Below are 14,503 nucleotides of genomic sequence, written 5' to 3' on the forward strand. Positions count from 1 at the left end.
GGGCCACACACAGTCCTGGACTCAAGGAGCCAATGCCAGCAGGTTCTCGATCAGCTCTTTCAGCTCTGATCTCTGCTGAGTACCCTCTTGGTACATCGAGCGCTGAAGGATTTGGTCGGCATTCATCAGTGGCCAGAATCGATCTGAAACATCGTCAGGGTTCATTCCCACAGCATCACCAATGATCTGCTTGGCATCGCAGGTATCCGTGAAGTTAACTGCGACACCGGCTTCGTTCCGAATCAAGTCTGGGCACAGGTAATTTTCGATTTCGCGCTTACGAGTCGAATAAAACGCCCGCCCAAGCCCTTCAACTTCCTGCTTACGCTTGAGATTGGTCTTGTGCTGAAAGGGATCGCCAAGATCTGAGTCCAAGAAAACGCACCACGGCAGGCCAATTTCGCCGGCAAGCCGGTGGGTGACCCAATGCTTCACGTTTCCACAGCCGCCAACGTGAATCGGGATAAGTCCCTGATCATCGAGATCGCGGTCAATAACGTTTGCCGCCTTGAGGGTGCTAGCCGTGTGACGCAGGAAGGTGATATCGCTCTTGCCTTCCACCAGGATGATTCCCTTCGCTCGCTCCATCCCCGTTTCTGGGAGCACACCCAAACTCTCGGCGGCCTCCTTGAGCACATCGTCATTGGGCATTTTGACGATGGGGATACCGTTCTCATCCTTGGTCACATAGCGGATGCCGTCGATGGGCATCAGGCCAGCTAGCGCAGGGACGTGGGTGGTGACGATGATCTGCCGGTTGGGCTGGTTGGAGAGTTCCAGCAGCGCCTTCATCAGCATCATCTGGTAGTTCGGGTGCTGGGAGGTCTCCGGCTCTTCGATGGCGTAAATCACATTGCGCTGTGAGCCCACTACCGCCTTCTCCGCCTCAGCACGGAAGAAATTGAGCAGAATCAGGCGGCGCACGCCGCTGCCGCGCTTGTTGATGGGGATGCCGTTCTCACCATCCAGGGTGAAGCTGAAACTCCACTTGGGCTTTTCCTTGAAGCGCGGAGTCAGCTCGTTGGCCAGCTCGGGGGCCATTTCCCGCAGCTTGTCGAGAGTGCGGGCGGCGACATCCAGCACGCTGGCCTCGATCTGCTGCTCCAGTGCGCTGATTTCATTCTGCAGCGCAGCCTGGGCTTCCTTGACCGCTTGCTGCAGGGGGTTCTTGGCCTCGGCATCGCCATCACTGCTTTCACGATCCGCCTTGAACAGGGCGAAGGTGGGCAACTGAGCCTCGATCTTTTCCCAGATGGATTTGCTGTCGGTCGAAAGCCCTTTGCTAACGTCCAGCAGCATCTCCTGGCAGACAATAGGTCCCGCTGCCGCACGAATGGCTTGCCGCCACTGAAAAGCCACACGCTGATCAGCAACACGCTCAGCAACACCAAGTTGCACTCCAAGCTTTTTCAGATCGGCCATTTTCAGGCTCAGCAGCCCAGCTAGCGCTTCATCCGCAGGGTGCTGGCAGCGGATAGCGGTGCGCTCCAGCTTGCCGGTGTTGGCCTTAAAGGTTTTGACGATTTCCAGCGCACCCTCGGTGTTGAGCAGGTACTCCTGCGCCAAGGAAGTCTCGGCATTCTCATCCAGCACCAGTGCTTCAGGCAGGCCGTCAAACTCACAGGCAATCTCGAACTGCTCGGCGCCCTCGGCCAGACTGAAGCAGTTCATATCGCTCTTGTCGGCCTTGACGTCGCCGCTCTCGAAAAAGATCGCCAAGGCTTCGAGGATGGTCGATTTGCCATAGTCATTGCGGCCAACGATGCCGGTCATGGCTTCGTCGATGGGAATAACCGTGGTGGCGCGATAGCCGCGGAAATGGGTGAGCTTGACGGACTTGAGGCGCATGGGGATTTCCTTATCTACAGCTGGCCTGAAAATGCATTATGACTAAGTGATTCAAACAAATTTAAATCCGAGAAAGATGAGTTGACCGCCATATATTTTTTCACCTTCCCTAGAACTTTAAGGAAGGCCAGCTGCACGCCTATCGGCGGAACCAACATCTGTAAATCTCGGATACCTGCAAGGCTGATGTTTGCCCTTGCCGCATCCACGACATTCCCAAGCAGAACTCTTTGCATTGAAGGCACGAGCAGCTGATAAAGCGCTATCTCTGGTAGCAGTCGAGAGTGATCAAGCGTAGTAACCGAAACAGCTTGATTAATATTTGCAGGCATTCCATTCAGCTCGGCTAAGCAGGCTCGACCTACCGATGCACCAACAAGATTGATTAAAAGATCGCCCTCTTGAACCTGCGATCGCTTTAGCTTTTGGTGAAACTCCAGAGGAATAAATTTCATCCTCTCATCTAGCGAACCCCACAAGACATTCTCACTAGTAATAAATCTAACGCCCTCACTACCATATTCAAAACCTTGCCACTTAGGCGACTCGCCCTTAGTTACACGAGTAGATAGTTGTTCCAATGCATCTACTTCCCACCCCTTCGGATTGGTCACCGGGTCGCCGAACATGTCCAGAAACACGGCGCGGAGGAAGTCGTCGGCGAGCCGGATGGCTTGCTGGCTTTTGCGGCGGATGGCGTCGGCCTTGTCTAGGATGGCGGAAATGCGCTTTTGTTCGGACAGGGGGGGGAGGGGGATTTCAACTTTTTTAAGGTCGCTAAGATTTGTTCTAACCCTTGTAGAGCCACGACTTAGCTTCATCACTGCACATTGGCCTGAACTAGAGTTTAGGTAATGACACAGAAAACGATGATCTACTCTCTTGGAGTCCCCTCTGAAGCGAACAACATCGGCAACAATAACTCCCGCTGGAGCATCCTCAGGAATTATACATGCAGTACCTACCGCCCCAAGCTTTGCGATAACGACATCCCCCGGAGCATAAGAATGTCGACTTAGCTCACCCGCCTTTTGCGGGGTAATAAACTTTATATCTTTTGCAACATATGCGTTCGGCTTAATGTTTTTGAGCTGAATAATGGGAACGCCTGACTCAACATATTCTGTAGCTTTCAAATTCGAACCGAAAGGCCCATCCACGAAGCCCCCCTTCTGCCCCTCAAGAGAAGCCAACTCAACCAACGGCCAACTCATAGCATCCCCTCCAGCTCATCCAGATCCGCCAGAATCTCCTGCTCCAGCCCTTTCAGCCGTCGCAGAATCACCTTGGGGTCCTCGTACTGTTCCTGCTGGTACTCCACTTCCTTGTAGCGGTTGATGGAGAGGTCGTACTTGTTGGCGGCAATGTCCTCGGCGGGTACGACAAAGGCCTTTTTGCGCTTGTCACCGAACAGGGTGTTGATGGTGCTGGCGCTGAGATTGCTTTCGACCATCTGCCGGTATTTGTGCCACTGGGCGATGGCATCGGGCAGGTCGTTGCTGCCCTCGCCTTTCAGCTCGGTGCGCTTGTCATCCAGCGAATAGCCGTCGGCCTGCAGGTCATAGAACCATACGCGCTCGGTGCTGCCGCCCTTGGTGAAAATCAGGATGGCGGTGCTGACACCGGCGTAGGGTTTGAATACGCCGCTGGGCAGGCTGACGATGCCTTCAAGCTGGTTGTTGTCGAGCAGTTCCTGGCGCAGTTGCTGGTGGGCCTTGGAGGAGCCGAACAACACGCCGTCCGGCACGATCACGGCGGCGCGGCCACCAAGCTTGAGCGAGCGAAGGATATGGGCGACGAACAGCAGCTCGGTCTTCTTGGTTTTCACCAGGCCGAGCACGTCGGGGTTGGTGTTGGTTTCGTCCAGGCTGCCTTTGAACGGCGGGTTGGCCAGCACCACGTCGAAGAAGTCCTGCTCCTGACGCGGGTAGTGCTCCTTGATGGATTTGCTCAGGGAGTCCTGGTAGCGGATGTTCGCGCCGTTCACGCCGTGCAGCATCATGTTCATGCTGGAGACGCGCAGCATGGTGGTGTCGAAGTCAAAGCCCCAGAACATCTGGCTGTTGATGTGCTGGCGGTAGGGTTCGAGCAGGTCACCGGAGTAATGCAGGTTGCCGTCTTCGTCGGTGAAGGTGCCCGCTTCGCTGGAGTGCACGCGATTGAGGTATTCCATGGTGCGGGCGAGGAAGCCGGCGGTGCCGCAGGACGGGTCGCAGATCACCTCGTTGGGCTGCGGGGCGATCAGTTCGATCATCGCGTCGATGATATGGCGCGGCGTGCGGAACTGGCCGTTGATGCCGGCGGTGGTGAGCTTGCTCAGCAGGTACTCATAGATGTCGCCCTTTACGTCGCTCTGGGTCAGCGGCAGGTCGTTGACCATCTCCACGGCAGAGGTGAGCACGGACTCGTTCTTGATCTCCAGATCGGCGTCCTGCATGTATTCGCTGATATGGCCGAGGCCTTCACGCTCGCCACCCTCGCCCCCGGCGCTGCCGAGTTGGGCGAAGAACGGATAGACCTTCTGCTTGAGGTGGCTGTGCAGCTCCTTGCCGCTCATGTTGCGGAAGTTCTTCCAGCGCAGCAGCTGGCCTTCCGGGGTATTGGGAAACAGGCGGGCAAAGTCCTTGCCAGTGCGGCTGGCTTTGCGCTCGGCCACGTCTTCCTGCATGTCGAGCATGCGGGCAAACATCAGGTAGCTGATCTGCTCGATCACGGTCAGCGGGTTGGTGATGCCGCCGGTCCAGAATTTTTCCCAGAGCTTGTCGATATCGTTGCGGATTTTACCGGTGAGCATTCGAGGTACTTCTCTCGTTAAAAATGGGGTCAGGCCTGCGGCAGCGCTTCGCTGTCGTTAGCGATGTGGTTCATGAGCGGTGGCAGCTCTGCGGTGGGCTCATCCGCCTCGTCGAGCGCCTCGACGATCAGCGAGAGTCGCTCGCTTTCGAAATCCATGTGGGTTGGCTCCAGTGCCGGCAGTGTCTTGCTGACCTTGGCCGACAGCTTGTTGAAGCGTTCCACCTTGCCGTACAGGCCCTGCTTGCCAGCCAGTGCCTTGACGGTGTCGTTGTAGTGGTTGCTCACGGTATTGAGCGTGCCGCCCAGCTTGCCGAGACGCTCGGCCACGGTGCAGACCTGGTTGTAGATCTCGCCGGCCTTTTCACTGATCTCGCGCGCTTCGGCATTACTGCGCTCGATCATCCATAGGTTGGCGACAGTGCGCAGAATGGGAATTAGGGTGGTGTGCGAGACCAGCACGATGTGCTTCTTGTAGCCGTACTCGAACAGGTCCTTGTTGTGCTTCATGGCCTCGATGTAGGCCGGCTCGATGGGCATGAACATGAGCACGAAGTCCGGGCTGTGAATGCCAGCCAGGTTGGTGTAGTCCTTGGAGGCCAAGTCATCGATGTGCTTGCGCACCGCTTTGACATGTTCGGCCATGGCCAGCTGGTATTCCTCTGGTGACTCGGCGCCAACGGCGCGGTCGTAAGCGACCAGGGAGACCTTGCTGTCTATGATGATGTGTTTGCCATCGGGCAGCTTGATCAGGTAGTCGGTCTGCTTGGAGCGGCCCTCTGCATCTTTGAAGGCTGTCTGTACTTCGTAGTGCGCCTCTTCGATCAGGCCACTCATTTCCAGCGTGCGGCGCAGTTGCGCCTCGCCCCAAGCGCCGCGCTGCTGGGAGTCGCCCTTGAGTGCCGAGGTGAGGTTGTTGGCCTCTTTGCTCATCTGCAGGCCGATTTCCAGCACCTTCTTGATTTCAGAGTTGAGGCTGGTGTTGCCCTGCAGGGACGCATCGTGAACTTCGTTGATGCGCTTCTGGAAGCCTTCGATCTGCTCGCGGAACGGCTTGAGCATGCCGTCGATGCTGGTTTGGCTGGTCTGGGTAAAGGTCTTCCCCTTCTCTTCGAAAATCTTGTTGGCCAGGTTCTCGAATTCCTGAGTCAGCGACTTACGGGTATCAGCCAGTTGCGTCATCTGCTCCTGGAAGTGCTCCTCGCGCTTCTGCAGGGTGGTTTTGAGCTCGGTATGGTCCGCGTTGAGCTGCTGCAGGCGTTCCTGCAGTTCGCTGAAAGACTGCACCTGCTTGACCAGCGTTTGCTTGGTTTCTGCTAGCTGCTCGCGCACTTCGCGCTCAGCGGTTTCCAGAGCCTTAGCCCGCTTACCTTCGCTGGCCAGCTCGTCCTTTAGTGACTCACGCTCAGCCTGCAGTTGAAGACCTGCAGCTTGAGCCTTGGCGAGTCGCTCATTTAGATCGGCCACTAATTCCTCACGCTTCTCCAAGGCAGTCTTAAGCTCTGCATGAGCATTACTCAGTGGCTCATAACGACCCTGTAGCTCGGCGCGTGACTGTGTCTGCTCAGCAAGTTTCTGCTTGGTGTCGTTGAGCTGCTCACGCGCCTCACGCACTTCTGATGCGGCCACCTGGGCGCTGGCATCCAGGCTAGCCAGCTCGTTTTTGAGGCCATCACGCTCACTTTGCAGCGAGGTGATGGAGGTTTGCGCCGTATTCAGACGATCACGCAGGTCGGTGATTTGCTCCTGAAGCGCTCGCCCCTCAGCCTGAGCCGCTTCCAGAAGCTTGGCGGTTTCGTTATGGCGCCGGTTGGCGTCTTCCAGCTTTATCTCTAGGGCTGCCTTTGCGTCTTTGCTCTCTTGCTGCTCCTGGTTCAGCCGCGTCACGTTCTCGAAGGCTGCCTGCAGTTTGGCCTTCAGTGAGCTTTCTTCAATCTGAAGCACCTGACCGCGTGCCTCTGCAGCCTTCAATTGCTCACTCAGCGCCGTGCTGGCGGCCACTGCGGAGGCCTGTGCTTCTTGCGCCTGCTCAAGCTGCGCAGTGAGCCGGCTGAGCTGCCGCCCTTGCAGCAGGGCTGCGACAACGTAGCCAAACACCACACTGATTAGAGCGGCGACCACGCAGATTACGATGATTTCGGTAGTCCATTGACTGGCTTGCATGTGCACTCCTAGTGACTGGTGGGCGGGGTTTCCCCGCGCAAGAAGGGCTTGAGCACGGCCACCAGCTCACCCACGTCGGCTGGGGTAAACACACCGTCGATGCCTTCGTGGGAAATGCTGGAGAACGGCGCGTCGTAGAGCTTTTCGATGACGATGCTGCCGTGCTGGGCAATGTAGCTTTTGAGCAGGTTCATGAAGCGCACCTGCTGGGCCGTGAGGCTGGGGTGGGTATGCAGGAACTGGGCGAAATGCTGTTCGATAGCCTGCACATCCAAACCAATCAGCTCACGCACGGTCAGCTGCAGCTCGCTGGCGGTACGGCCATAGAACTCGTTGAGCACCTGCAGGCTAACGCCGGGGTGTGTGGTGAGGATGGTCGAGGTGAGCGAGTTCAGCTCCTGCTCGGCAATCGGCTCGCCCTTGTGGATTTTCTGCAGGGTCGGGTTGGCAGCCAGCATGGCGTCGAGGATGTCCTTGATGCGGCGCCGGTAGATCATCGCCTCGTTGGCGCCGGCAATGGTGATGACGCGCTCCGCCTCCTTTACACCGCCATCGGCGGTGCGAGTACCCGGCGTTGCGTAGCCTGTGCCATCGCCGGACTTACGGTATTTCATGATGCCGCGCAGCTCCTGCCGCGCACGCTCCAGCTTGCCCACGTTGGCGTTGAGCCAGAAGTCAGCGCTGCGCACTTCCGCAATCAGGGCATCCTTCTGGCGCACGGCCTGGATATTGATGGCGAGCTTGTCGATCTCTTCCAGCAAGGTGATCTTGCCATCCTCGAAACAGCTGGCCTGCTCCACCAGGCAGCGCTCGATACCGGCGATGAGCTTGTCGAGTGCGGTGGCATGTTTGTCACGCAGCACACGGGCGGACATCAGAGAGGCGATGGTGGTCGCCAGCAGGTGCTGGGTCTTGGCGTCGAACTTCTGCAGTTGGTCGCCCTGCTGCAACTGGTGCACGGCACGCAGCTCGCGTTTGACGGCAACGCTGCTCTCCGGCAGGTCGTTGATGTCGGCACGCAGCAGCTCGATGGCGGCATCAAAGGCAGCAGCATGATTGTGCTTTAGGGCGGCCTGCGCCAGCTCCAGACGCGCTTCGAAGGTGGTCTGCAGGAGCGACTTGCCACCCTGGTCTTCCGGCTCTTCGTACTCCTGCTCGAAGAAGTCGAAGTTGCCGTAGTGATCGAAGATGAGGAACTCGGTCTTGTGCTTGCCCTGACCAAACAGGTTCGGGCGCAGGCGTGTGCCGCGCCCGATCATCTGCCAGAACTTCACCCAGGATTTGACCGGTTTGGCGAACACCAGGTTGACCACTTCGGGCACGTCGATACCGGTATCAAGCATGTCCACCGAAATGGCGATGCGGAAGTCGTTGCCCGGCTTTTTGAATTCCTTGATCAGGGTATCCACGTGCGGGATGGCGTTGTGGATGACCTTGCAGACCTTGCTACCGTACTGCGGATAGAGCTTGCAGAAGAGCGCCTCCAGATGCTCGGCATGATCCTGACGCTGGGCGAAGACGATGGTTTTACCGACCAGTGAGCCGGTCTCGTCCTTGATGCCGTTGTTGATCAGGTTTTCCAGGATGATGCGGTCGGTGTCTTCGCTGAAGATCTTGCGACCGATGTCCTTGCCGGCGATGGTGGTGCGCTTGGCCTCCTCCTCGCCGAGGTCCTCTTCGAGCTGACGCTGCTGTTCTTCACTCAGGTCGTTGTAGTGAATGCCATCGCGCAGGAAGTCGGTGGTGAGGTCTTTGACACGGAACGGCACCAGGTAAGGCGGATCGTTGTTGATGGCGGCATCGAGGCCGAACTCGAAGGTCGGGTCGGTGGTCTCGCAATCGAACATATCGAAGGTATTGCGGCTGATGAACTTCACCGGGGTGGCGGTGAGGCCTACCTGCAGGGCATCGAAGTAATCGAACAGATCACGGTATTTGTTGTAGATGCTGCGGTGGCTTTCGTCGGCAATGATCAGGTCGAAGAAGCCCACATCAAGCTGGGCGAAGCGGTTCATCATGCCCGGGTAGGTGGCGATGTAGACGCGTGCGGTCTGATCGACCTTGTTGGTTTCCCCGATAACGCAACGCGGCTCGCTGGGCAGGTTCTGCTTGAAGGCCTCATCGGCCTGCACGCGCAGTTCCTTGCGGTCACACAGAAACAGCACGCGCTTGGCCCAACCGGTGCGCAGTAGCAATTCGGCCAGTGCGATGGCCACGCGGGTCTTGCCCGTGCCGGTGGCCTGGATGATCAGCGCGCGGCGACGTTGCTGCTGGAAGTGCGCGGCAACTGTTTTGATCGCCTCGATCTGGTAGGGACGGTCAGCGATGTTCAGATCAGGGTTATGACGCTCCAGCTCCGCTTTGCGGTATTGGCGCTGGTAGATCAGGTATTCGAGGCTGTCTTTGCTGTAGAGGCCATACACCGGGCGGTAGGTGTTGTACTGCGCGTCGTCCCAGATGAAGGTCTCGTAGCCGTTGCTGTAGAAGATCACCGGGCGCTGCATGCCCATGCGCTCGAAGCCGTCGGCATACATGCGGGCCTGCTCGCGCCCGGCTTGCAGGCTGACATTGCCGGATTTCTTGGCCTCGATAACGGCCAGCGGCTGACCGTTGTCGCCCCATAGGACGTAGTCCGCACGCCCCTTGCCGGAAACGTTATCGGGGAAGTCGACTTCTACTTCCTGGCCGACCTGGGAGGGGTTGCTGATATCCCAACCCGCCTGCACCAGCATGGCGTCGATCAGCAGGGCGCGGGTCTTGGCCTCGTTCCACTGCAGGCTGTCGGCGACCTTCTGGCTCTGCTGCTGACGCTTCTGCTGGTCAGGCTTGGCAGGCGGCTCCAGTTTGTCGAGATGGCGGGTGCGTTCCTGCTCCAGCTTCTCCATGACACGCTGCAGCTCTTCCTGCTGCTGGTTGAGCTCCTTCTCGTAGCTGGAGACGGTCTTCTGCAGACTGGCGAGAGTCGCAGTCGGATCCTGCACCTCGGCAAAGGGTGGAATATCGGCCTGTGCGGTGCCGTAGTACTTGATGGCCATGTACATGGCCAACTGATGAGCCGTCTTCAGCGCCAGCTGTGCATTGCGCAGATCACCTTCCGCGCCGTGCGCGGTGTCGTTACCCTGGATGCGCAGGAAGTTGATCTGGTGAACCAGCGGCTTGCTGACGCAATCGGTGAACACCGAGTTTTTAACCAAGTCGTAAAAGGTTGACTGCGGCATGCGCGGCAGCAGCTCTTCCTTGTAGATGGCTTTGGTCAGCTCTTCGGCGAAGCTGCGCAGGCGAGTGAGGGCGCTGCCCGGATCGATATGCAGGACGGCTTCGGCGAGGCCAGCGAGGTTCGCCAGCAGTTCGTTGCCGGTGCGGAGAAACTCGAAGTTGACTGATTTCATGTAGGCGATTCTGTCCATGAGGGTCCTAGAGCGAGGACCGTGCCAAGTTTTATTCGATGCCGTACTTGTCCATCCAGTTGCTCAGCGTCTGCTGGCTTTTGAGGCCTAGCAGGCTGGCCGCACGGGTCTTGTTGTTGCCGGTAAGTTTCAGAGCCTGACGCAGATAATGCCCGGCAACCTCAGCAATTACCTCTTGTAAATCAATGCCTTGAGAGACATCTTGAGACAAGGGGCTCTTCTGCTCACGAGGCGGTTGGAACATTGCCTGTTCGATATCCGCAGCGCCAATCACATCCCCCGGGCACCAGAGGGCGGCGCGCAACAAGGTGGACTGCAACTCCCGCACATTGCCTCTCCAGGGATGGCTGAGGATAAGTTTTTTTGCCTCTGCGGAAATTTTCTTACTCTCTAGCGATTCATCCCCTGCGGCAATTGCACCCAGCAGAGTGTCCGCCAGCAACAGCAAATCGCCCTCGCGCTCACGCAATGGCGGTAGGTGCAGCACTCCGATGGCAACCCGATAGAAAAGGTCTTCCCGAAAGCCACCTTCAGCCACGGCTTGCATCAGGTTACGGTGAGTCGCAGTGACCAATCGCACATTCACTCTGACTTCCTGGCTGCCCCCAACCGGAGTCACCACCCCCTCTTGCAGCACGCGCAGCAGACGCACCTGGGCATCAGGAGTCAGCTCACCGAACTCGTCCAGGAACAGGGTTCCACCATCAGCCTGCTGGAAAACACCGGCACGGCTCTCAACGGCGCCCGTGAACGCGCCTTTGCGATGACCAAACAATGTGGAATCAATCAGCTCCGGCGGGATAGCTCCGCAGTTGACCGCAACAAATGGCCCCGATGAACGGGGACTGGCATTGTGAATCGCTCTGGCAAATAGCTCCTTGCCAGTACCCGTTTCGCCATAGATCAGGACAGGCACCTGCTTTTGAGCAAGAACCTGCGCCTGCGCTTTGAGCCTGAACATGCGTTCACTCTGCGTAACGATGCTGTCAAAGGCCGCATTGACCGGGGCCTGGCCGTCAGCAAGCCGAAGCAGCTTGTCACCCGCAATGGTATTAGCTGCCGGTACATATTCCGCAGCGATCTCGAATGGCACATCGACCTTCTGCACCCCCTGCTCTAACGAGGACTGGTAGAAGGTGACTGGGTAGCGGGTCTTGCCGAGCAAAATCCAAACAGCCTGCATGGCTGGGGTGCCGGGACTGAGCAGGATGGATAGCTGCGCGCCAGGGACGTGCAGCCGCTTTAGGTGTGCATTGGCTGCCTGGTAGATATCTCCGAAATGCACCGGAGACCTAAGCGACTCATAGCTAAGATTGACCTGCGAATTCACCTGCTCACGCAGCCAGGCCAAGTAGGGTTCAACCTGCGCAGCCGGGTATGAAGAGAGCAGTTCAACCTGATCGAAAGACTCCGCTTTCAGCGTCGAAAGCACAGGCCCAGCATCACTTCCTGATGGTGCCTTGAGGTCGTTGCCACCTACCCAGCAGAGCAGCACATTCTGCTTTTTAGCCACGCGTCCTAACCCTCTGCTTTTACTCGCTTCCAAATGCGCGAATCACCCAGCACCGTGCTCCGCCTCACAGTTTCTGGATAGTAAACCATCTGGTTAGGTTCGGGCTGAGTGCTCCGATTTAGGTTATGCGCTTTTGCTCTTGCATTTCACGCAGCCGCTCAGCCTGCTGTGCCTCATCTAGTCTTCGTTGCAGAAGGGATGGTGTCTTACGGTTCGTCAGCCGACTTGTCTCCGGTAATGGAAAAGATCAGAGGGTTTGCGGCCAACTGCTATCAGTTGTGAGGACAGATCTCATGTGCAGAGATTCACAAAGAACGATCGACCAGGACCACCCAAGGCACGCTGCCTCGATCTACTACGAGGCATACGCTCGCACAGGCGATCACCGACAAACGTTCATCGACACAGTGCGCCGAGCGCTACTGGAGGGCTGTCAGCCTCATACGGCCTGGGTGACCGATACCATGCTGCGGATGGGCAGACCGACGCATGCGGTCATGCTGAGCCTCCCTGAGGCCTCGATGGTGTTCTCGGTGGTCGTAGGTGGCGTCTCGCTCGACTAGGCCGACCAGCTGCTTGAGTCCGAGTCGTACACACCACAGAACGGGCGTGGTTGGCGACTGATCGAGGAGGATTCGGTAGACCTCTACATGCGCCGGGCGCGGCAGGTGCCGGAAGAACCGCAGCTCGAGCTGGATTTCGCGATGGGGATGAAGCTTTGAGCGAAAAGGTTGGCGTTTGCGACACCGCCGAACCGCTGCCGGGCCAGCTTGCCGCGGAGATCAGCGATAGTTCGCCGCATGCTGGAGAGCGCTGCCAGGTGCGACTCTGCGAGTCGTGCTTCCTCTTCACGCTGGGCACGCTAAGACGTCAGCGAATGGTGAGCAACATGCTTGACCAAGATCCGCCGAGTGACGGTTTCGGGAGATTGGTATGAGCCCCCCTTACACCCGAAGATCGCTCCAAATGCTGCACTGCTTATGACATACACAGATCGGCGTTCGACGTATTTTCAGGAATCGGCGGCGAGCCTCTGGCGCAGCAGCGCATCGATTGCGTCGGTTATTCCGTCGTAGAACATGCACGCGATCAACCGGTCCCGGTGCTGGGTGAACTGCCACACCTGGTCGTCGATGGCGAGCCATGGCTCGCCGGCACGGCCTGAGGCCTCCAGCCAGTCCAGAATCTCGCCTTCACGTCGCGCGGGTAACCAGCCATCGATGCGTTCGGCGATAGGCGTCACGTCGATAATCCGCTCGCGCATATCGGCCGGGAACAGCTCGCGCAGCTGGTCGAGCGTGAGCTTCTCGCGCCAGAGCGAGCTGATCACCACCACGAGCTGGGGATGGTCGCGCAGGACCTCGACCAGCCTCGGCAGTGAGCGCAGACGCTGATCGGGCTGGGGAGGATCGGGGTGCAGCACCCCGTCGATATCGAGAAACAGGATCATGGCCTGCAGACAGGATCGGCGTTCGACGTATTTTTCTGGTCACGCCAGACGCGGAAGGCCTCCACGAAATCGCCTTCTGGCCAGCGCCCTTTCCCGACCTGCTCAGCCACCCACTCACCCAGCTCGACGGAATCGATGCCAAGGTCTGCCAGCGTCGCGGCGCTGCGCACATTGGCTTTCTGGATGCCGATGATGGCCAGTCGCTCCAGCTCATGCTCAACCAGGTCATCGACTGTCTCGGCCTCACCCTGCCAGAGGTCGAGGAACCTCTCCCAGTCGCGGGCGTAGTACCCGTTCAGGGCGCGGGTAGCGCCAAGACTGGCGACCTGGAATCGGGTTGCCCATGGCTCAGGGATTTCGGAGTAGCGCACCAGGGAGCCGGCGCCCTCTTCGACGTGGATCTGCACCAGGTTGCGGATCTCGTCGACGGTCAGGCCTGCGGCAGGCCCAATCGGGCAGTCACGGTCAGCACGCCAGACGCGCAGCAGGTCCTGGGTCGCCTGGTCATGCTTTTCCGGGTTGCCGAGCGCCCATAGCGCATTGCGCCTGGTCAGCTCGCGGGTCTGCAGGTCGATCGACATAGAACCGAATTCGTGGCCAACGGCCGGGGCGTTCTCCCAGCACAGTTCATCGGCAACATTGAGGATCTGGGCGCAGAAGAAAGCGGCCGACTGCCGGCGCGTCATACGTTCCAGAGCAGCGCGGTCGGTGCTGAAAAAAGCGAGGCGCAGGCCTGCCAGTTCAGAGCTGGCCAGGACGTCGCGGGCGGCCTTGAGGGCGTAGGTCAGGTCGGCGTGCTCGAGGCGCTCGGCGCGATCGATCAGGACATAGATCGGCTCCCCGATCAGGCGGCTGGCGGACTCCAGGGTGGCCGCGAGGGTGTGCCCTGGATCTACAGCAAGCTGGACGGCCAGCTGCTCGATGGCGAGCTGGCTGTCCTCTGTTTCAGTAAGACCGGCGAGGGGTTTTCCCGCGTCACCCAGCGCCTCGGCCAGGCGCTGGCAGGTTCCCTCAGGGGCTTGAACGAACAGGCCGGAGTCGGCCCGTTCGAGGTGCTGGAGGAGGGTCAGGATCATTGGCTCATCCTGCGGCTCTGCTGCTGGGTCTGCTCAGGCTCTGGGTCGGGCAGCTGCTCGACAACGTGGAAAAACACTTCGGCGAAGGCGGCTGCGACTTCTTCGAGCACACCGATGATCCGCGAGTGCTCGCGGACGTCGTCTGGCGCCAGGGCGTCGGCGATTTTCCGGGGTTCGGCGAGGATGCGCTGGAGCACCTCCTGCTCGCCGTAGGAGAGGTCGATGGTGGGCTGTAGTCGGGTCACTGGGGGCT

General features: G+C 58.7%; 9 protein-coding genes. All 9 read right to left on the reverse strand.

Going from position 1 to position 14,503, the window contains the following annotated elements; genetic code table 11:
- Positions 1–21 precede the first annotated feature (21 nt).
- The 9 genes from PA6_RS03130 to PA6_RS03170 all read right to left on the reverse strand — a co-directional run bounded on the left by PA6_RS03130 (position 22) and on the right by PA6_RS03170 (position 14,495).
- Positions 22–1,848 carry an AAA family ATPase gene (locus tag PA6_RS03130; RefSeq protein WP_021699424.1) on the reverse strand — a complete coding sequence of 609 codons (1,827 nt, stop codon included), beginning with the start codon at positions 1,846–1,848 and terminating at the stop codon, positions 22–24.
- A gap of 14 nt (positions 1,849–1,862) precedes the next feature.
- Positions 1,863–3,062, reverse strand: a complete 1,200-nt coding sequence (locus PA6_RS22640) for a restriction endonuclease subunit S (protein WP_021699425.1) — start codon at positions 3,060–3,062, stop codon at positions 1,863–1,865.
- Positions 3,059–4,642: a type I restriction-modification system subunit M gene (locus tag PA6_RS03135; protein WP_021699426.1), complete on the reverse strand. Its 1,584-nt coding sequence runs from the start codon at positions 4,640–4,642 to the stop codon at positions 3,059–3,061. Before PA6_RS03135 ends, PA6_RS22640 begins: the two co-directional genes overlap by 4 nt.
- Before the next feature lie 29 nt (positions 4,643–4,671).
- Entirely contained in the window at positions 4,672–6,804 is a 2,133-nt protein-coding gene (gene rmuC / locus PA6_RS03140; protein WP_021699427.1) for a DNA recombination protein RmuC, read from the reverse strand.
- An 8-nt stretch (positions 6,805–6,812) separates the two neighbouring features.
- The gene (locus PA6_RS03145) at positions 6,813–10,193 is read right to left on the reverse strand and encodes a DEAD/DEAH box helicase family protein (RefSeq protein ID WP_043216185.1); all 3,381 of its coding nucleotides are present in this window, start codon (positions 10,191–10,193) and stop codon (positions 6,813–6,815) included.
- A gap of 49 nt (positions 10,194–10,242) precedes the next feature.
- On the reverse strand, positions 10,243–11,724 hold the full coding sequence (locus PA6_RS03150) for a sigma-54 interaction domain-containing protein (RefSeq protein ID WP_021699429.1): 1,482 nt from the start codon (positions 11,722–11,724) through the stop codon (positions 10,243–10,245).
- Positions 11,725–12,736: 1,012 nt separating this feature from the next.
- Complete coding sequence (locus PA6_RS03160; RefSeq protein ID WP_021699430.1) at positions 12,737–13,174, reverse strand: HAD domain-containing protein; 438 nt, start codon at positions 13,172–13,174, stop codon at positions 12,737–12,739.
- Positions 13,171–14,250 (reverse strand): hypothetical protein, encoded by a 1,080-nt coding sequence (locus PA6_RS03165; protein ID WP_021699431.1) that lies wholly within the window; start codon positions 14,248–14,250, stop codon positions 13,171–13,173. Before PA6_RS03165 ends, PA6_RS03160 begins: the two co-directional genes overlap by 4 nt.
- Positions 14,247–14,495: a hypothetical protein gene (locus PA6_RS03170; protein ID WP_021699432.1), complete on the reverse strand. Its 249-nt coding sequence runs from the start codon at positions 14,493–14,495 to the stop codon at positions 14,247–14,249. Before PA6_RS03170 ends, PA6_RS03165 begins: the two co-directional genes overlap by 4 nt.
- Between the last annotated feature and the right edge of the window lie 8 nt (positions 14,496–14,503).

This window comes from Aquipseudomonas alcaligenes NBRC 14159 (assembly GCF_000467105.1).
Taxonomy (GTDB): Bacteria; Pseudomonadota; Gammaproteobacteria; order Pseudomonadales; family Pseudomonadaceae; genus Aquipseudomonas; species Aquipseudomonas alcaligenes.

Bases quoted from the DNA above. Each gene is read 5' to 3' on its own strand.
- PA6_RS03135 (WP_021699426.1), bottom strand. From the start codon at position 4,642: ATGCTCACCGGTAAAATCCGCAACGATATCGACAAGCTCTGGGAAAAA.
- PA6_RS22640 (WP_021699425.1), bottom strand. From the start codon at position 3,062: ATGAGTTGGCCGTTGGTTGAGTTGGCTTCTCTTGAGGGGCAGAAGGGG.
- PA6_RS03165 (WP_021699431.1), bottom strand. From the start codon at position 14,250: ATGATCCTGACCCTCCTCCAGCACCTCGAACGGGCCGACTCCGGCCTG.
- PA6_RS03160 (WP_021699430.1), bottom strand. From the start codon at position 13,174: ATGATCCTGTTTCTCGATATCGACGGGGTGCTGCACCCCGATCCTCCC.
- PA6_RS03130 (WP_021699424.1), bottom strand. From the start codon at position 1,848: ATGCGCCTCAAGTCCGTCAAGCTCACCCATTTCCGCGGCTATCGCGCC.
- rmuC (WP_021699427.1), bottom strand. From the start codon at position 6,804: ATGCAAGCCAGTCAATGGACTACCGAAATCATCGTAATCTGCGTGGTC.
- PA6_RS03145 (WP_043216185.1), bottom strand. From the start codon at position 10,193: ATGAAATCAGTCAACTTCGAGTTTCTCCGCACCGGCAACGAACTGCTG.